The sequence below is a fragment of the Dermatophilus congolensis genome (genome assembly GCF_900187045.1).
GTDB lineage: Bacteria > Actinomycetota > Actinomycetes > Actinomycetales > Dermatophilaceae > Dermatophilus > Dermatophilus congolensis.
Window position 1 is genome coordinate 1,576,869 of record NZ_LT906453.1, and the last position, 19,061, is coordinate 1,595,929.

Genomic DNA, 19,061 nt, shown 5'->3' on the forward strand with positions numbered 1-19,061 from the left:
TTACTGAGGTGGATCGGTACCAGCTGAAAGAGTGGGTTGGGGTAAGGCGTTTTTGGTGGGTTTTGTGTGTCTTGTATGAGCGGATAGGACTGTGCTGGTAGGCAGCCCATAGGATGCTCGTGGTTGTCGACGTTGTGCTTGTGGACGCACGCGTTGTTTTTCTTAATTTTTCTTTCCCATTTTCTTTTGTGAAGAAAGGCTTGAATCCTTGACTCAGATGGAGCACCCTTCGCAGGTCCTGGCGGACCTGGCTCGCGCTTATGGTGTCGCGACCGAGTACGACAACTGGAAGGGTGAGCACGTCATTGTTAGCGCCGAGACGATTCGGGCGGTGTTGGGCGCGTTCGATGTGGATGCTTCGGATGATGCGGCGGCGTCGCGGGCGTTACGTGAGCGGGAGGATGAGCCGTGGTTACGAACTTTGCCGGCGTTTTCGTTAGTGCGGGCGGGGGAGGGTGGCCGTGTTGCGGTGCATGTGCCTCATGGTGAGCCGGTGCGGGTGTGGGTGGAGTTGGAGGATCGGGCAGGTGTGCGTGATCTGAGGCAGTTGGATGTGTGGGTGGATCCGCGCATGGTTAATGGTGCGTTGGTGGGTGAGGCGACGTTTGAGTTGCCGGGTGATTTGCCGTTGGGGTGGCATTCGTTGCATGCCGAGGTGTCGGGTTCTGTTGAGGGGGTTGGGCAGGGCACGCTTGTGGTGGTTCCGGCGGTGTTGGATGTGCCTGAGCCGGTGGCTTCTTCGGGTGCTCGTGGGGTGGCGACGCAGATTTATCAGGTGCGTACCCGTCGTTCTTGGGGGATGGGTGATTTCGCGGATCTGGGTGATACGTGTGTGTGGGCGGGGCGTGATTTGGGTGCCGATTTTGTGTTGGTGAACCCGGTGCATGCGGCTGCTCCTGTTCCTCCGATTGAGCCGTCGCCGTATTTGCCGACGTCGCGCCGGTTTGTGGATACGAGTTATATCCGTCCTGAGGATGTGCCTGAGTTGGCGTATGCCGATGAGGGTGTGCAGGCGTTGGTGGCTCGGTGTGCTCGTCAGGGTCGGGCGTTGAATGAGCGGGACAGCATTGAGCGCAATGTGTTGGTTCCGCTCAAGCGTGAGGCTTTGCATGCGTTGTATGAGGTGCCGCGGTCGGTGCGTCGTCAGTTGGAGTTTGAGCAGTTCTGTCAGGAGCAGGGGCAGCCGCTGATTGATTTCGCGACGTGGTGTGCGTTGATCGCTGATGGTTCGGTCAGTGATGCGCAGTGGCGGGAGTTGTTCTTCTCGCCGCAGGCTCCTGCGGTGGAGCAGTTCCGGGATGAGCACGTCGAGGATGTCGGGTTCGAGATGTGGCTGCAGTGGGTTGCTGATGCGCAGTTGGCGCAGGTGCAGCGTTCAGCTGTGGATGCGGGCATGAGTGTTGGTGTTTTGAAGGATATGGCGGTGGGTGTGCATCCGGCGGGTGCGGATGCGTGGTCGTTGGGGTCGGTGTTGGCTCGTGGGGTGACGGTGGGGGCTCCGCCGGATGCGTACAGCCAGTTGGGTCAGGATTGGAGTCAGCCGCCGTGGCGTCCGGATCGTCTTGTGGAGACGGGGTATCGCCCGTTCCGGGACATGATTCGGGCGGCGTTGCGTCATTCGGGTGGTATGCGTATTGATCACATCATTGGGTTTTTCCGGTTGTGGTGGGTCCCTGCTGGGAAGAAGCCGCTGGATGGGACGTATGTGCGTCTGGATCATGAGGCGATGATCGGCATTCTCGTGCTGGAGGCCCAGCGTGCTGGTGCTGTGATTGTTGGTGAGGATTTGGGCACGGTGGAGCCGTGGGTGCGTGACTACTTGAGTGGTCGGGGCATTTTGGGCACGTCGATTTTCTGGTTTGAGCAGGATGAGGCCGGTTTCCGGCAGCCGGAGACGTATCGCCGGTTGTGTTTGTCGTCGGTGACGACGCATGATTTGCCGCCTACGGCTGGGTATTTGGAGGGTGAGCACGTCAAGGTTCGTGACCGGTTGGGCATGTTTACTCAGCAGGTTGAGAAGGAGTGGGAGGCCTTCCATGATGAGCGGCACCGGGTGTTGTGCCGTCTTTCTGAGCGGGGTCTTGTTGATGTGCCCAGTGGTGATGGTGTTGATGCCCGCACGATCGCGGCTGAGGATGATCTCGTTGCTCACCGAGCTGGGTCGGTGGTGGAGGCGCTGCATCGGTATGTGTCGTGGACGCCGTCGTTGTTGGTGTCGGTGGCGATGGCTGATTTGGCTGGGGATCGCCGGGGTGTGAATCAGCCTGGAACTAATGATGAGTACCCGAACTGGCGGGTTCCGTTGGCTGGCCCTGATGGTGTTCCTATGTTTTTGGAGGAGTTGGTGCAGTCTCGTCGGGCTAAGGCGTTGGCTGCGTGTATTGAGCGTGGTGTTCCACGTTGTGAAGCTTGATGCGTTGGCGCGGCTCCTCTTCGACTTCGACCTGAAGATCGGCCACTTTCTCGTGTCTTAGGGGGCCACGCTGGGCATGACCGGTGTTCATGGGGCATGTCCTACCTGATTGGGTAGGCACTTCTACAGATCAGCAGGGCGTGTTCATGAGAGCCTGGGCCGTCATCCTGCCCTCGAGGGCAGGATGACGGCCCAGGCTCTCAACTGCTTCTTACCTCCGATGCCGGCCAGGTCTGGGTGCCCGCCGTGCACGGCGGCTCATTTCGGCCCCGAAGTCGCAGCTTCGATGACGTCTTCCATCCCTGCCTGAGCGGGTTCTTCCGTGCCCTTCACCTCTTGACCCTGCACTTCTTCTTCGGTCAGGACCCAGCGTCCGTTTTCAGTAGCAAATCGTGCGGTGCGGTCCGTTGCGGTCTCCATGGTCGCGGGTGCCCCTTCTGAAACTGCGGCAGCGCTGCGATTGAGAACCGTGTCAATCCGATACTTGACCTCAGCTTTTCCGTTCGAGGTTCTTACCTGCGTGACCTTTACAGCGACCTTGGCTGCCGTGAAGGTGTCGATGTCTTGGTCGCGCTCGGCTGTGGCGCGAATCGAGGCGATCTCCTTGGTTGCCTGGTTTTCCATGGGGCGGGATAGGTTCTTCGGCGTCGCTGGCAGCGACTGCGTGACCACCATGGCCTGGGCGCGAGCTTCGTTGAGGTTGGTGATGCTGATTGTCGCTGTCCCTGGGTCCCATGGAACGGTGGGTGCTGGCGCTACCTGTGGAGCCGTGCTGGCCAGTAGTAGCGAGGCGGATGCGATGACTGCACACTTCATGACAGCCTCCTTGTTGCCAGACGCATCCATGTGACACGTCTCGTGAGCGCATTAGATCATTGATGTTTCCTCACTAGGTGGATCTTGGAAAGCTAGTCGTCCTGTGTTGAGCTACAACGCGGACGCGGTGTGGCATAGGCACATCTTCGGCCCGACGGCGCGCGGCATTGGTGCGCGCATGACGCATCAATCACGCGGCTCTCTCCTGTTCCCAGGTAAACCTGTGGTGGCCTTGCCCTCCCTTCTTAGAAGGAAGGGCAAGGCCACCACAGGTTTTGGTGTTTTTAGCTTTGTGCGTCGCGCTCTTGGGCGGCTAGGGCGCGGGCTGCTACGTCGCGGCGTTCGTTCACTAGGCGTAGTAGCGCGTCGGGGGCGTCGGTGTTGGCCTCTAGCCATGTTTGGGTGGCTTCGAGGAGTTCGCGTGAGGCCAGCACTGCGGGGTAGAACGCTTCGACGATCGATTCGGTGATCGCGTGGGTGCGGGTGCGTTCGATGTCACGCAGCATTGCGTGGTAGCGCGGGATGTATGGCGTCAGTAGCGATAGGTCATTAGCGCGCACGAAGCCTTGTGCGGTGGCTTCGATCATTGAGTTGGGCAGGCTGTCTTCTTCGATTGCTCTGGCCCAGGCTGCTTCTTTGGCTTCGGCGGTGGGGATGGATGCGCGGGCGCGGGCTCCGCGTTCGCGGCCGGTTGCGGTGCGGTCTTTTTCTTCTTCGGCGGCGATTTCTTCGACGGTGGCGCGTCCTCCTGCTGCTAGGGATGTCAGGAGTGTCCAGCGCATTTCTGTGTCGATGTCCAGGCCAGGGAGGGTTTGGGTGCCGTCCAGGAGTGCGCGGATGCGTTCTAGTTGGGTGTCGGTGGTGGCCCAGGTGGCTGCGGCGGTGACGAGTTGGAGTTGTGCGTCGGAGCCTGGTTGGGCGTTGTTGGCTAGTTCTGCGAGTTTGTCGCCTAGCTCGATGGTGGTGGTGTCGCGGGTGTGGGGTGCGACGTACATCTTGGCGGTGGTGGTGATTTGGGAGATGAGGCTGCGTCGCAGGGTTGAGTCGAGGTCGTCGGCGAGGAATTGCAGCCCGATGTTGATGAAGGTGCGGGCTGGTAGTGCGGCGTCGCGGGTCATGTCCCATAGGGAGCCTAGGACGACGGCGCGGGCGAGGCTGTCGACGATGGCGTGTGGGTGGGCCATGACGGTGGTTAGGGATGTGTCGTCGAGTCGGACTTTGGCGTAGCCGAGGTCGTCGTCGTTGAGGAGGAGTAGGTCGGGGCGGCGTAGGCCAGCTAGTGCGGAGATTTCGGTGCTTTCTCCGTCGATTTCGGCGTGGATGAGGTCGCGGCGGGTCAGGATGGGGGTGGTGCCGGTTGTGTCGAGGTCGTAGAGCCCGATGCGGATGGTGTGGGGGCGCAGGGTGGGGTGGGTGGTGGTGGCGGTTTGGATGACTCGTACCGATTCCATGAGGGTGGTGTCGGTGTCTGCGGTGTCGATTTCGGCGTGGAGGGTGTTGACGCCTGCGGTTTCGAGCCAGAGGCTGGACCATTGGCTGAGTTGGCGGCCGGAGGCTGCTTCGAGTTCGGCGAGCAGGTCGGTCAGGGTGGTGTTTCCGTAGGCGTAGGCGTTGAAGTAGTTGCGTAGTGCGGTGGTGAATGCTTCACGGCCGACGTAGGCGACGAGTTGTTTGAGGACGGAGGCGCCTTTGGCGTAGGTGATGCCGTCGAAGTTGACGACGACGTCTTCTAGGTCGCGGATGGGGGCGACGATGGGGTGGGTGGTGGAGCGTTGGTCTTGGTCGTAGGCCCATGCTTTTTCGCTGGCGGCGAAGGTTGTCCAGGCTTCTGTCCAGCGGGTGGCTTCTGCTTGGGCGGCGGTGCTTGCCCATTCGGCGAAGGATTCGTTGAGCCATAGGTCGTTCCACCAGCGCATGGTGACGAGGTTTCCGAACCACATGTGGGCTAGTTCGTGCAGGATTGTCAGGGCGCGGCGTTCGATGATTGCTTCGGTGACGCGGCCGCGGAATACGTACATTTCGTTGAAGGTGACGGCGCCGACGTTTTCCATTGCGCCGAAGTTGTATTCGGGTGTGAAGATCTGGTCGTACTTGTCGAACGGGTAGGCGAGGTCGAATTCTTTTTCGTAGTAGTCGAATCCGCGTTTGGTGATGTCGAAGATGTTGTCGGTGTCTAGGTGGGGCATCAGGGAGCGGCGGGCTAGTAGGCGCAAGGGGATGGTGCGCCCGTCGCCGGTGGTGACGCTGTCGCTGACGGATGCGTAGGGGCCGGCGATGACTGCGGTGACGTATGGGGGAAGGATCGCGGTGGGCGGGAATGTCCAGGTGGTGTTGTCGCCGTTTTCTTCGGTGGTGTCGACATTTTGAGTGGAGATGACTTCCCATTCCCGTGGTGCGGTGACGGTGAATTGGAAGGTGGCTTTGAGGTCGGGTTGTTCGAATACGGGGAAGACGCGGCGGGTGTCTGCGACTTCGAATTGGGTGTAGAGGTAGACCTGGTCGTCGGCGGGGTCGACGAAGCGGTGGAGGCCTTCACCGCTGTTCATGTAGGCGCCGGTGGCGGTGATGTCGAGTTCGTTGTGTTCGGCTAGGTCTGTGAGCCGGATGCGTGAGTCGGCGAAGTGTTCTGCTGGGTTGAGGGTGCGTCCGTTGAGGGTGATGGATTCGACGCTGGGGCCGATGAAGTCGATGAAGGTCTCGGCGCCGGGGGTGACGGCGTCGAAGCGGACGCGCGTGCGGGTGGAGAAGGTGGTGGGGCCGCCGTTGAGTGCGAGGGTGATGTTGTACTCGTGGACCTTCAGGAGTTCGGCGCGTTCGGCGGCTTCCTGACGTGTCAGGTTCTCGGCAGGCACGGGGTTCCTCCTGTGTTTTCTCGTGGCGGGGTGGGGCCGGTAGGGCTCATTGTCGTCACGATGTAGGCGTGTTTGGGGTTCAGCATGGCATGGACGGCGCTGCGTCGGGAGGCTCTGGGGGCTGTAGGTGGGGGATTGGTGAGCGGGTTTCTCTTATGGCTGTTGTGAATGGGGCCTGGGGCGGGGGTTGTGCTGTGCGGGTGGCACACTGGGCGTGTGGTCGGCGTGTGGAGTCGGCTGGTTTTGTTCTCGGGCTGCGCGTGTGGCCGTTGTGTATGAGGAGTGTGTGATGCGGGTTCATTTTGGTTCGGACCATGCTGCGTTCGAGCTCAAGGGTGTGCTGATGGAGCATGTGCGTTCGCTGGGTCATGAGGTGGTCGATCACGGGCCGCTGGAGTATGACGCTTTGGACGACTACCCGGTGTTTGTTGTGCCTGCTGCTGAGGCGGTGCGTGAGGATGCTGGCTCCTTTGGTGTTGTTTTGGGTGGTTCTGGTAACGGTGAGCAGATCGCGGCGAACAAGGTCAAGGGGGTGCGGTGCGCGTTGGGTCACAGCGTTCAGACGGCGCAGTTGGCGCGTGAGCACAACAATGCCCAGTGTTTGGCTATTGGGGCGCGTACGTCGTCGGTGGAGTTGGCCAAGGAGATGGTGACGGCCTTTTTGCAGACGCCGTTCTCTGGTGATGAGCGGCATGAGCGCCGGTTGGCGATGCTGGAGTCGTATGAGTCCACTGGTGAGAAGCCGCAGGCATGATTGTTGCGTAGTCGCGAAAAAGGTGAAGCGGCGAGGTGTTTACCTCGCCGCTTCACCTGAGTTTGGAGCGGGTGACGAGAATCGAACTCGCGTAATCAGTTTGGAAGACTGAGGCTCTACCATTGAGCTACACCCGCACGTGAACGGCGTTAACGCCGATCACCCGGTGGTCCCGCCCAGGAGTACATCGTTCTTCACACATGAAGATCTTTGTTCTCGCGGGTGACCTTCCGCTTAAGAAAGTGTGCCACAGGGTGGCCCCGGTCGAAAAATGTAATGGTGAGAGCGGGAAATAAGCGGTTTTTGCGTGGGTGACAGCGGCGCTCAACGGCGGGTGGCGACCTGCCGTTGCTCCTCGACGACTTCACTAATGGCGCGTTGGTAGCTGTCCAGGTCGGTCATGATTGTGCTGATTTCTTCGATTCCTTGGACGGCGCTTTGGGCGTCGTTGCGGATTGTGTCGACCTGGGTGGCGATGTCGTGGGTGGCTTGTGAGGTTTCGTTGGCGAGTTCTTTGACCTCGTTGGCCACGACGGCGAAGCCTTTGCCTGCTTCTCCGGCGCGGGCGGCTTCGATGGTGGCGTTGAGGGCCAGCAGGTTGGTTTGGGCGGCAATGCTGGTGATCAGCTCAACCACTTGGCCGATCTTTGTGCTGCTCTCGTCGAGCTTTGCCATACGGCTTGAGGAGGAGGTCACTGCCGAGACAGCTCGGTTTGCTGCATTAGCTAGTTGTTCGCTGACTCTGGCAAGTTGCGCCGAAGAGTCACGCAGTCGTTCGGCTGTTTCTTCGGCTTCGGCGACGAGTTGCTTGGTTTGGTGGATGTCGTGCAGGGCTCCAGCCACGCGGATAGGTACGCCGTTTGATCCGCGCAGGGTCGCCCCTGAGGCGCGGAACCATTTGTAATCGCCGTTTTTGAGCTGTAGGCGGTATTCGATGTCGAAGGGGGTGCGCCCGGTGCGGTCATTGAGGTGATCGGAGAATTTTTGAAGGGCCTGTTCTTTGTCTTCGGGATGGAGGCGTGATGCCCAGCTGTCGAGGACGTTGGGGAAGTCGCGTTCGTCGTTGAAGCCGAGCATGTGGCGGAAATCAGGGCTCCACCAGAAGGCGTTGTTGGGGTTGACGGGGTCGCCTGCTTCGACGGTCATGTCCCATAGGCCGATGTCGGAGGCTTTAGTCATGAGGTCGAACCGCATTTTGACGAAGTCTGCCTCTTCTTTTGCGGCGGCGATTTTGCGGCGTAGTTCGTCGTTTTCTGCTTGGAGGGTTGCGTCTTCATCTGTGTATATGAAGGGCTGGTGGTTGTCGCCAAAGGGGGATGGTGTGGCGTTCGGCGCGGTGCCGCGTCGGAAAAGGGGCATGTTCGACCTCCGTGAGTGCGTGGTCTTCTGATCGGCACCGGTGGGGGCAATGTGAGGTGCAGTTGGATGGGCAAGAGGGGCCATCAGTGTTTTTGGGATTTGTTTACAGAAGCAAAAATCCCCTTCCACGTGGAAGGGGATTTTTAGGTGGTCGGGCTGACAGGATTCGAACCTGCGACATCGTGCTCCCAAAGCACGCGCGCTACCAAGCTGCGCCACAGCCCGTCTGCAGACCAGCGGTCCGCGGATACCAGTGTAGGGCACAAACAGGGGTGTGAATGCCACGGGAGGGAGCGCTGCATCTTGCGCTCCCTCCCGTGGTTGAGGAGCCAGCTGCTCCTCGATGGCCGCTCCTGGGTCGACTCATCTCCCCTAAGTCGTGAGCTGGCCTGCCCTCCCGCCCGGTCTTGAGAATCCGCTGAGCGAATTTGTTGGCGTCATCGGTTGGGTGCGATGGGGTGTTACATAAACCTACAAGTATCTTGCCATGTGAGATGCGAGGGAAGTGGTGGAGATCAGGGGAGGAGAGGGAAGGTCTCTTTTCTGCGGAGGATTTTTGCTCCTGAGAGCCTGCCTGGCCAGACCTCTAGGGGTGATCCTGCCTTTTAATCGCCCGTTCGGTTACGGGGATGCGGGCGCGAGCGGTTAGCATGGCTGGAACGGGGCTTTTGTGTGCACTCATCATCCGTTTCGGCTCTTGCCGAGCCGGTTCGGCGGTCGCATGCAACCGATCACCGCGAGGCACCTGAATAGTCAGGTCGCGCCGGTCGTGCACCTCCCCGATCTGTCCTTATTCCCCATGTGATTCTGGAGTGCCAGAAGTGAAGAGCTCCGTCGAGACCCTCAGCCAGACCCGGGTCAAGCTGACCGTCGAGGTCCCCTATGACGAGCTGAAGCCTCGACTGGATGCCGCAGTCAAGGCCATCAGCTCCCAGATCTCCGTCCCCGGTTTCCGTCCGGGCCACGTCCCCGCCCGCCTCGTCGAGCAGCGCGTCGGTAAGGGTGCGATCGTGCAGGAAGCCGTCAATGAGGCCCTGCCGGAGTTGTACACGCAGGCCATGGTCGAGAACGAGCTGCGCCCCTTGGGCCAGCCCGAGGTTGACATCACCTCCGTGCCGCTCGAGGACGAGTCTGACTTCGTGTTCACCGCCGAGGTTGACATCCGTCCGGCCATCGAGCTGCCCGAGTTCGAGAAGCTGTCGGTGTCCGTCGCGGATGTGACCGATTCCGCCATTGATGAGCAGACCGACAAGAACGTCGAGCAGCTCCGTGAGCGTTTCGGTTCCCTCGTCCCCGTTGACCGTGCGGCGGCTGAAGGTGACTTCGTCGTCATCGACCTCAAGGGCACCATCGGTGAGGAAGAGATCGACGCTGTCTCCGGTGTTTCCTACGAGGTTGGCTCCAAGACCATGCTCGAGGGCCTCGACGAGGCGCTCATTGGCATGAAGGCTGAGGAGACCAAGACCTTCAAGGGTCCGCTGGCTGGCGGCGACCACGAGGGCGAAGATGCTGACATTGAGGTCACCCTCTCGGGCGTCAAGGTGCGCGAGCTTCCCGAGCTTGACGACGAGTTCGCTCAGATGGCTTCCGAGTTCGACACCTTCGAAGAGCTCAAGGCTGACTCCCGTAGGCAGGCCGAGCGTGAGCTCGTGCTCCAGCAGGGCATCGAAGCTCGTGACCAGCTTCTGGACCACCTTCTCGAAACCCTGGAAATCCCTGTCCCGGACAGCCTTGTCCAGGCCGAGGTTGACAGCCACTTGGCACGTGAAGGCCGCGAAAGCGACGACGAGCACCGTCAGGAGCTTGTTGAGTCCACCGAGAAGAGCCTGCGTACCCAGCTTCTCCTCGACGAGATCGCTGAGAGCCGCGAGGTTCAGGTCAGCCAGGGTGAGCTCATCGAATACCTGATCATGACTGCTCAGCAGGCAGGCATTGACCCCGGCCAGCTCGCCCAGGTGATGGAAGACCAGAACCAGGTCGCCGCTATGGCTGGTGAGGTTGCTCGCCGCAAGGCATTGGCTTCTGTGCTTGAGCTCATCAAGGTCACCGACGCCTCTGGCAACGAGGTCGACCTCAGCGCCGATGTCGACGCCGAAGAAGGCGAAGAAGAGGCCGAGGCTGAGGAATCTGACAAGAAGTGACACAAACGCGCCCACAAGGCGTCGTGATGTGAGGGAGGTGTCCTGCCGATGCGTTCGGCAGGACACCTCCCTCACGCATCCACCCGCTTCGCGTGCAGCTTGTGCACGTCGGTGTCGTTCTCGGTGGATGCATCCGGTGATGATGGAAAAGAACAAAGAAAACGACGAGTGCGCAACACCCCGCAACCACGCATTAGCTGACACCAAACACCGCCAGCCCAATGCACTTCAGGGTTCCGGAGACGGAATTACCTCGTGAGGTGGAGCGTTACTCTCGTGAAAGTGCCGGATCGTCAGCGGGGTTCACCCCCACGTACGCCGCTAGACGTCACATCCGGTGATCAAGCGAGTGAGGAGACCACGTGAGCCACAGCAGCGACATCGTTGCCGCAGGGCCGGGACCGATGGGTGGCCTGGACGATCACATCTACAACCGTCTGCTCAAAGAGCGGATTATCTTCCTGTCTTCTGAGGTGCGTGACGAGAACGCCAACGCCATCTGCGCGCAGCTGCTTCTCCTGGCCGCCGAAGACCCCGACAAAGACATTTGGCTGTACATCAACAGCCCCGGCGGGTCTATCTCGGCAGGTATGGCGATCTACGACACGATGAACTGGATCCCCAACGACGTAGCCACCGTGGCACTGGGTATGGCGGCCTCCATGGGACAGTTCCTGCTTACCGCAGGCGCGCCAGGCAAGCGTTACGCCACCCCACACAGCCGCATCCTCATGCACCAGCCTCTGGGCGGTATCGGCGGTAAAGCCACGGACATCAAAATCCAGGCTGAGCAGATGCTCTTCATCAAACGCCAGATGGCCGAACTTATCGCCCACCACACCGGACAGACCGTGGAGAAGATCACCGAAGACTCTGACCACGACCGCTGGTTCAGCGCCCAAGAGGCCAAAGAGTACGGCTTCGTTGACCACGTCTACGAGCACGCCAACCAAACCCCCGGTAAGGGAGGCACGAGCGACTGATGCATTTCCAGTACCCCATCGCATCGAGCCAGCCCGAGAACGGAACGTCCATGATGAACGAACAGCGCCGCCCTGCAGTGGCAATGCCGAGCAACCGCTACATCCTTCCGCAGTTCGAGGAGCGCACCTCCTACGGGATGAAGCGCACCGACCCGTACACGAAGATGTTCGAGGACCGCATCATCTTCCTTGGAGCGCAGGTTGATGATGCTTCTGCTGACGATGTCATCGCGCAGCTGATCGTGCTGGAGTCTCAAGACCCAGAACGCGACATCATCATGTACATCAACAGCCCTGGCGGTTCCTTCACTGCCATGACAGCCATCTACGACACGATGCAGTTCATCCGCCCCGACGTGCAGACGTTCGTCGTGGGGCAGGCTGCTTCGGCCGCTGCGGTACTTCTCGCTGCCGGTGCCCCCGGTAAGCGTTTCGCCCTGCCTAACGCTCGCGTGCTCATTCACCAGCCCGCGTTGGCTGGGAGTGACTACGGCCAGGCCAGCGACATCGAAATCCAGGCCAACGAGGTCTTCCGGATGCGCACCTGGCTGGAAGAGACGCTGGCGCACCACTCGGGCCGCACGCCTGAGCAGGTCAACGCTGACATTGAGCGCGACAAGATTCTCTCCGCTGAGGAAGCGCGCGAATACGGTCTCATCGACCAGGTTTTGGCAAGCCGTAAGGCATCGCGTCAGCGCTGATTGCTGAGGTACCGTCCGCAAGGACACATCTTGACAATGACGTAGGTCGGGGCGATCACATGATCACCCCGACCTACTCCGTCTCCTCAGGAAAGCTTGTGTTTACGCCGAAAGGGTGAACACTGGGAAACCTCGTCACAATGCCGATGAGATAATGAGATTCTGTCTTTGCGTGTGCTGTGTCATCAGCGAATTGAGGCTCCCCCGTGGGCGACACACGGATTCAATAACTGTGAGAACGTGTGTCTGCCGATAGGTTCGAGATCGGGTTTGAGGATGCAGCATCGAGGGATAGCCAGCCAAGGCCACAAGCCCCACGGCACAGGCCGCCGCTGTTGTTCGGCGGAGCTGGCTAGTCGGTTTTGTTCGTGTCGGATTCCCGTAATGGTCCGCCGAGGCGGGCGGGAAGGATGATTTCGTGGCACGTGTTGGTGATGGCGGAGATCTGCTGAAGTGTAACTTCTGCGGGAAGAGTCAGAAGCAGGTCAAAAAGCTCATCGCGGGCCCCGGCGTGTACATCTGTGACGAGTGCATCGATCTGTGTAACGAGATCATCGAGGAAGAACTCACTGACAGCAACGACTTCGGTCCAGGTGAGCTGCCAAAGCCGCGAGATATTTTCGCTTTCCTCGAGCAGTACGTCATCGGCCAAGATTCAGCCAAGCGGGCACTAGCGGTCGCGGTGTACAACCACTACAAGCGCATCCAAGCTGCGCCCCGCAAAGGCGATGAGCAGGTCGACATCGCCAAATCAAACATCTTGCTCATCGGCCCCACCGGGTGCGGAAAAACGTATCTCGCGCAGTCTCTGGCGCGCATGCTCAACGTGCCGTTCGCTATCGCTGATGCAACTGCTCTCACCGAGGCAGGGTATGTCGGTGAAGATGTCGAGAACATCCTGCTCAAACTCATCCAGGCCGCAGACTTCGATGTGAAGAAGGCCGAGACAGGCATCATCTACATCGATGAGGTCGACAAGATCGCTCGTAAATCGGAGAACCCCTCCATCACGCGGGATGTCTCCGGTGAAGGCGTACAGCAAGCCCTATTGAAGATCCTCGAAGGCACGACTGCCTCCGTTCCTCCGCAGGGTGGCCGTAAGCACCCGCATCAGGAATTCATCCAAATCGACACAACAAACGTGTTGTTCATCGTCGGTGGCGCATTCGCCGGTCTGGACAAAATCATTGAGTCGCGTGCCGGTAAGAGCGGCCTAGGGTTCGGCGCGGACCTGCACCAGGCCAGCACCGAGCCAGAAGGCTACGGTGACGTCATGCCAGAAGACCTGATGAAGTTTGGTCTCATCCCCGAATTCATCGGCCGTCTTCCCGTGATCACGACTGTTTCTCCGCTAGGCCGGGACGCCCTGGTGCGGATTCTGCAGGAGCCACGCAACGCCCTGGTGAAGCAGTACAAGCGCATGTTCGAGATTGATGGTGTGGACTTGGAGTTCACCGGGGATGCGCTAGAAGCAATCGCTGACCAAGCACTGCTGCGCGGCACGGGAGCTCGTGGGCTGCGCGCCATCCTCGAAGAAGTTCTCTTGCCCGTCATGTTCGATGTGCCTAGCGATGATGAAATCGCTCGAGTCGTCATCAGCCGCGAGGTAGTGCTCGAAAACGTGCTGCCCACCATCGTGCGTCACAACCCCGATGAGCTGCGTTCACGCAAGAGGCTTGACCGTAAAGAATCCGCTTAGGCCACACTCATTCTTATGCTCCGAGAACTCGAATCGGTGGGGCGTAAGGGGCCGGTTCAGGCAACCCCCACCAGTTGTGGCGCGGCAGCACTTGTGATGGCTCGCGCCTTGATTGACCCGCCATTTGCGGCGTGGCTGTCCGCTGATGACGTCTCTGGAGAAAAACCGCGCGTCGGTGCAGTGGGTGTCGAGACCCCTCAGGCAGCGCGCATGCGGGCCCAGATGGCCGCGAAACGGTGGGCTACCGCTGAATCCGAGGTGCTCACCCGCACGAACGCAGTCACGCCGCGGCGAGGCACTCTGCAAGTGCCGTGGCCGACGTCCTTAGGCACTCCGCCCTGGGGCGCCAGGGCCGAGATCGAACGTTCTGGTTCTGTGCCAGGTGTGTCTTATGAGATCCGGCTTGTGCGATTCGCTGATAAACGTCGGCGCGCTTCTCTTTTCGATGAAACGGTCGCACGGATCGGGGTAGGACGCCCCGTTCTTGTCTATGTAGGCGGAGCGCACATGCCTCGGCACGTAGCGCTGTGGGCGCGTACCGAACCGGGAAAACCAGTACTGCAATACGACCCTGGCACGGGCGATGTGGACGCCCCACGGCGGGAAGGGTTCCTCACTGACCGGTGTGCCTTATCTGGGTGGAATGTTCCGTGGCTGCTCGTACGCCCAGACCCAGTAACGATCGCGCGCGAGACCGGACGGCTGGCGCTATGGATGCCCCGGCCAAGTGCGCAGTCAAGCATTGCTATGCGATCTTGAAACACAAAGTCGGGGTGCTCACCTTCGAACTCGAAGGTGAGCACCCCGATCTATGTCACGGCTGCCTCAGCAGGGGAGTGTCACTTTTTCTTTTCACGCGGGGGCGGAGGAATAAGCACTGCGTCACGAATGACAACTGGGTTCTCGGTGGTGTCTTCCTCGACGTAGGTGTGCGCGAGCACCCTACCGGTGGCTAGCAAGTCCGCCTCACCCTGTTTAAGCAGCGACAGCGTGGCAGCAGAGCCAGCAATCACGACTGTCTCGACCTCAGCACGCATACCTACCTTGGCGTCGGACTTTGCCCGGCGGATACCGGCCAGCGCTTCACTGACAACACGCAGGACAGCTGGGTCTCCGGGGGTTGCGAGGGAGACATCTTCGGGAACGGGCCACGCCTGGCGGTGAACCGAACCTGTCTCGGCTCGCCACCAGCTCCACACCTCTTCGGTGGCGTAGGGCAGGAACGGCGCAAACATGCGCAGCAGTGTCTCCAAGGCTAGCCGCAGCGCAGCCTGTGCCGAGGTAGCTCCTTCACCCTCGCTGTAGGCGCGGTCTTTGACGAGCTCGAGGTAATCGTCGCAGAACTCCCAGAAAAAGGTTTCCGTCACTTCGAGGGCACGGGTGTGGTCGTAAGCCTCGAAACCTGCGGTGGCCTTGCTTATCACCTCAGCCAAGGAGGCGAGCATGGAGGCATCCAGCGGGTGAGTCACCTGGGAGAGCAGCTGGGCGCGGTCAAACGACACTGGCGCGTCTGCGGCACCGAAGCCCAGAACAAACTTGCTCGCGTTGAGCACCTTGATCGCCAGGCGGCGCCCAACCTTCATCTGGCCGGTATCGAAGGCGGCGTCGGTGCCTAGGCGGGCCGATGCAGCCCAGTAACGCACCGCGTCCGAGCCGTGCTGCTGCAGCAGGCCCTCAGGGGTTTCGGCGTTGCCTTTGGACTTGCTCATCTTCTTGCGGTCCGGGTCAAGGATCCACCCGGAGATCGCTGCGTCAGTCCACGGCAGGGAGTTTTGTGCGTGGTGGGCACGCACAACGGTGCTGAACAGCCAGGTCCGGATGATGTCTTGGCCCTGGGGGCGTAGGTTCATCGGGAACAGTTTGGCGAACAACTCGGGATCGCCTTCGCCCTCGGCCCACGGCCAACCAGTAGTGATCTGCGGGGTGAGGCTAGATGTTGCCCAGGTGTCGAGGATGTCGGTGTCGCCGATGAATCCGCCAGCTTGGCCGCGCTGCTCTTCGGTGTATCCGCTGGGCACATCGGTGTAGGGGTCGATGGGCAGCTGCTCGGGGGCTGGGACGATGGGGGAGTCATAGTCTGGCTCGCCGTTTTCGCTGATGGGGTACCACAGCGGAATCGGCACACCGAAGAACCGCTGGCGGCTGACGAGCCAGTCGGTGTTCAATCCACGAACCCAGTTTTCGTAACGCACACGCATGAACTCGGGGTGGAAGGTGAGTTCTTCGCCGCGCTTGAGTAGCTCTTCGCGCAACTGTTCGCCGCGGCCACCGTTACGGATGTACCACTGGCGGCTAGTGACGATTTCGAGGGGCTTGTCGCCTTTCTCGAAGAAGTTCGTCATGCGCTGGGTTGGTTTGGGGTCGCCATCCATTTCCCCGGATGCGGCGAGGGCCTCGACGATGTTCTTGCGCGCGGTGAAGGGGGTCTTCGTGGCGACGTGTTCGGCGTAGAACTCGGCACCAGATCCGCGCAGCCATTCGGGGGTGTCACCGGAAAGACGGCCGTTGCGGGTGATGAGTGAGCGGGTGGGCAGGTTGAGTTCGCGCCACCATACAACGTCGGTGAGGTCACCGAAGGTACAGCACATGGCGATACCGGCGCCCTTGTCCATTTCGGCGGCAGGGTGGGCCAGTACGGGGATCTCAACCCCGAATAGGGGCGAAGCCACCTTGGTGCCGAACAGATTCTGGTAGCGCTCGTCATCGGGGTGGGCGATGAGTGCCACACAGGCCGGGAGTAGCTCGGGGCGAGTGGTTTCGATGTAGACGTCTTGGCCCTCGATGCGGTTGCCCTGCTCGTCAAGGCGGTGGAATGCGACCCGGTGGTAGGCGCCGGGGTATTCGCGGGCTTCGAGTTCAGCCTGGGCCACAGCGGTTTGGAAGGTGACGTCCCACAGGCCGGGAGCTTCGGCCTGGTAGGCCTGGCCTGCTTCGAGGTGGTCTAGGAAGGCCCGCTGGGACACTGCGCGGGAGTGGTCGTCGATGGTTTGGTAGGTCTGGGCCCAGTCAACTGAGACACCGAGTCGGCGCCAAAGCGATTCGTAGGCTTTTTCGTCTTCGCGGGTGAGTTCGTAGCAAAGCTCAATGAAGTTAGCGCGGCTGATGGGCTGCTGGTCAGCCATCTTCACGGCTTTGCCGGACTTGTCGGCCATGCCGCGCTGTGGGGGTTCGTAGCTGTCGACGTAGGGCAGGGAGGCGTCTCCGCGCACACCGTAGTAGTTCTGGACGCGTCGCTCGGTGGGCAGGCCGTTGTCGTCCCAGCCCATGGGGTAGAACACCTCGAGGCCCTGCATGCGCTTGTATCGGGCGACAAGGTCAGTGTGGGTGTAGCTGAACACGTGCCCCACGTGCAGGGATCCGCTGGCGGTGGGCGGGGGAGTGTCGATGGAGTAGATCTGCTCGCGAGGAAGCTCCACAGCGCGCTGGCGGTCGAAGTGGTAGGTGCCCTTTTCTTCCCATACGGGGCCCCACTTCTCTTCCAGGCCGTCTACTGACGGTTTGTCCGGGATGTGGGCGTGATTGTGGTGGCCGGATATGGGGTTAGTCATGGGTTGATCTTCCCATCACCGCGCAAGTGGGGGCCAATCCAGAAGGTGGTCTTCAGCGTGGCAAAAGGTGATGGTGTTTCAGGCAGGTCACCAGGCAGATGCGATCAGGTAGGCGATGATGGTTTTCGCGACCATCCCGACCGCGAAGATTGTGCTGTACCCGGCTTCTACGCGCTCGTCAGCGACCCGGCTTTGCGCGTATGCCAGGAGTGCTGGTTGGCCGATGCTGCCGGCCATTAAACCGGCTGCTCGCCCAGTGGATAGGCCAAGCAGAATCGCCGCGGCCCACATGAGTAACGCGATTGTGTCTGCTATCACCGCGGCGAGCGCACCGACAGCGATACCGGTCAGGGAGAACGCTGTGCCGGCAAAGGCGGGGCCGCTAGCTAGGCCGACACAGGTCAGGAACATGGTTAGCCCTAGTTGCCGCAGGGTGAGGTTGGCGCTGTGGGGTAGTTCCCATACGAGGTTGCCGGTGCGGCGTACTCGCCCCAGCAGCATTCCCATGACTAGGGGGCCGCCTGCTGCGCCTAGAGACAGCGACGCTGATCCCAGTGGTATAGCGATAGTGCCCAATCCGATCCCTAGGGCCATACCAATTCCCAACGAGAGTGGATCGATTTCAGAGATGCGGCGTTCGGAGTCGCCGAAGATGCCAGCGGCGTGGTCGAGTCGGCCTGCAGGTAATACAACGAGGACACGGTCGCCCAGGGCGAGGCTGAGGTCGTCGTGGGCCAGGATTTGGGTGTCGCCGCGGAACACGCGAGTGACGCGGCCACCAAATCGCCCTGGTAGGTCGATCTCGGCGAGGGTGCGGCCGGCGATTTCTGGGTTGGAGACGGTGACGCGGCGGTGATCGACATCTTGCCGGTTGTCAGTGAGTTCTATATCTGATTCGTGGCCGAGGAATTCGATGGCAGGTTCCAAGGTGGCTGGGGTGCCGATGAGGAGGATGCGGTCACCAGGCATGAGGGTTGCGCCATCGGAGATGACACATCCGGCGCCATCGCGGACGAAGTATGACCCTTGGATCAGCTGTGCCTTCCAGCCAGGGACGTCCTCCAGTGGGGTGTGGCGGGTCACTTCGACGCTGCGTGCGGTCAGGGTGCCGCTGGTGACTGGTTCGGGGTCGCGGCGCGATGGCAGGGGCACGGCAGTGACGATGACGAGAGTGAGCATTGTGGCGATGACGCCCACGGGGTAGCTGAGCGCATTACCGACAGAAGGGATGGTGTTCCCGGCGGCCTGGGTTGCTGCGGCTAAGGCGGGGGAGGTGGTTGTGGCGCCGGCGTAGGCGCCAGCGACCATCGGTGCAGAAAGTCCCAGCAGGCGCCCGACCCCGATGCTGACGCCCACGGAAATTGCTAGAACGCCCGCACTGGCTAGCAGGGTCCAGGCTTGTCGTTTGAGGGTGGTGAAAAATGTGTACCCGACGGCTAGGCCTACCGTGTACACGAACAGGGCCAGCCCGAATGTTTGTAGCTGGTGCACGTTTTCGCTGAGTCGGGCATCCAATGCCCCTACCGCCAGCCCTACGAACAGGCCCCCGGCTGAGCCGAGGCGTAGTGGGCCGAACGGGATTGCGCCTACGAGGGTGCCGCACGCCACCACTCCGAAAACTGTCAGCAGCGGGTTGGCGGCAAGGAAATCCAGGACGGCATTCACCTCATAACGGTATGGCGAGGTAAACCAAGGACTGTCATTGCAGGTCTGGGCAGGGCGACGTACCACCTCGGACATGGCTAGAATTGCATGCATAGGCGCAGACCCGGCCATCACCGGTGAGCCTTCGGAA

General features: G+C 60.8%; 12 protein-coding genes and 2 tRNA genes. 7 read left to right on the forward strand and 7 right to left on the reverse strand.

What is annotated here, in order from left to right:
• Positions 1 to 217: 217 nt before the first annotated feature.
• The gene (malQ, locus tag CKV89_RS06795; RefSeq protein ID WP_028327857.1) at positions 218 to 2,413 is read left to right on the forward strand and encodes a 4-alpha-glucanotransferase; all 2,196 of its coding nucleotides are present in this window, start codon (positions 218 to 220) and stop codon (positions 2,411 to 2,413) included.
• Positions 2,414 to 2,671: 258 nt separating this feature from the next.
• Here malQ and CKV89_RS06800 read toward each other — a convergent pair whose 3' ends face one another.
• Both CKV89_RS06800 and pepN read right to left on the reverse strand, forming a co-directional pair.
• A complete protein-coding gene (locus tag CKV89_RS06800) occupies positions 2,672 to 3,229 on the reverse strand; it encodes a hypothetical protein (RefSeq protein WP_154657708.1) in 558 nt (185 codons plus the stop codon).
• A 284-nt stretch (positions 3,230 to 3,513) separates the two neighbouring features.
• Positions 3,514 to 6,081 carry an aminopeptidase N gene (pepN, locus tag CKV89_RS06805; RefSeq protein WP_028327855.1) on the reverse strand — a complete coding sequence of 856 codons (2,568 nt, stop codon included), beginning with the start codon at positions 6,079 to 6,081 and terminating at the stop codon, positions 3,514 to 3,516.
• A gap of 289 nt (positions 6,082 to 6,370) precedes the next feature.
• Here pepN and CKV89_RS06810 point away from each other — a divergent pair, with 289 nt between their 5' ends.
• Positions 6,371 to 6,835 carry a ribose-5-phosphate isomerase gene (locus tag CKV89_RS06810; protein ID WP_084441392.1) on the forward strand — a complete coding sequence of 155 codons (465 nt, stop codon included), beginning with the start codon at positions 6,371 to 6,373 and terminating at the stop codon, positions 6,833 to 6,835.
• A 63-nt stretch (positions 6,836 to 6,898) separates the two neighbouring features.
• Here the strand turns inward: CKV89_RS06810 and CKV89_RS06815 are convergent.
• From CKV89_RS06815 to CKV89_RS06825, 3 genes are all read right to left on the reverse strand, one after another.
• Positions 6,899 to 6,972: transfer RNA gene (locus CKV89_RS06815), tRNA-Gly, on the reverse strand.
• 187 nt (positions 6,973 to 7,159) lie between these two features.
• Complete coding sequence (locus tag CKV89_RS06820; RefSeq protein ID WP_051277732.1) at positions 7,160 to 8,194, reverse strand: methyl-accepting chemotaxis protein; 1,035 nt, start codon at positions 8,192 to 8,194, stop codon at positions 7,160 to 7,162.
• A 148-nt stretch (positions 8,195 to 8,342) separates the two neighbouring features.
• A tRNA-Pro gene (locus tag CKV89_RS06825) sits at positions 8,343 to 8,419 on the reverse strand.
• Positions 8,420 to 9,006: 587 nt separating this feature from the next.
• Between CKV89_RS06825 and tig the strand changes: the two genes are divergently transcribed.
• The 5 genes from tig to CKV89_RS11850 all read left to right on the forward strand — a co-directional run bounded on the left by tig (position 9,007) and on the right by CKV89_RS11850 (position 14,477).
• Positions 9,007 to 10,335 carry a trigger factor gene (gene tig, locus CKV89_RS06830; RefSeq protein WP_324603358.1) on the forward strand — a complete coding sequence of 443 codons (1,329 nt, stop codon included), beginning with the start codon at positions 9,007 to 9,009 and terminating at the stop codon, positions 10,333 to 10,335.
• 404 nt (positions 10,336 to 10,739) lie between these two features.
• Positions 10,740 to 11,318, forward strand: a complete 579-nt coding sequence (locus tag CKV89_RS06835) for an ATP-dependent Clp protease proteolytic subunit (RefSeq protein WP_051277776.1) — start codon at positions 10,740 to 10,742, stop codon at positions 11,316 to 11,318.
• Between the two features lie 50 nt (positions 11,319 to 11,368).
• Positions 11,369 to 12,019 carry an ATP-dependent Clp protease proteolytic subunit gene (locus tag CKV89_RS06840; protein WP_051277775.1) on the forward strand — a complete coding sequence of 217 codons (651 nt, stop codon included), beginning with the start codon at positions 11,369 to 11,371 and terminating at the stop codon, positions 12,017 to 12,019.
• 418 nt (positions 12,020 to 12,437) lie between these two features.
• A complete protein-coding gene (gene clpX, locus CKV89_RS06845; RefSeq protein WP_028327850.1) occupies positions 12,438 to 13,718 on the forward strand; it encodes an ATP-dependent Clp protease ATP-binding subunit ClpX in 1,281 nt (426 codons plus the stop codon).
• A gap of 15 nt (positions 13,719 to 13,733) precedes the next feature.
• Positions 13,734 to 14,477: a hypothetical protein gene (locus CKV89_RS11850; protein ID WP_154657707.1), complete on the forward strand. Its 744-nt coding sequence runs from the start codon at positions 13,734 to 13,736 to the stop codon at positions 14,475 to 14,477.
• An 80-nt stretch (positions 14,478 to 14,557) separates the two neighbouring features.
• On the opposite strand, the gene valS is transcribed toward CKV89_RS11850, so the two are convergent.
• The gene (gene valS / locus CKV89_RS06850) at positions 14,558 to 17,266 is read right to left on the reverse strand and encodes a valine--tRNA ligase (protein WP_028327849.1); all 2,709 of its coding nucleotides are present in this window, start codon (positions 17,264 to 17,266) and stop codon (positions 14,558 to 14,560) included.
• 87 nt (positions 17,267 to 17,353) lie between these two features.
• Positions 17,354 to 19,006 (reverse strand): aspartate:alanine exchanger family transporter, encoded by a 1,653-nt coding sequence (locus tag CKV89_RS06855; protein ID WP_084441388.1) that lies wholly within the window; start codon positions 19,004 to 19,006, stop codon positions 17,354 to 17,356.
• Between the last annotated feature and the right edge of the window lie 55 nt (positions 19,007 to 19,061).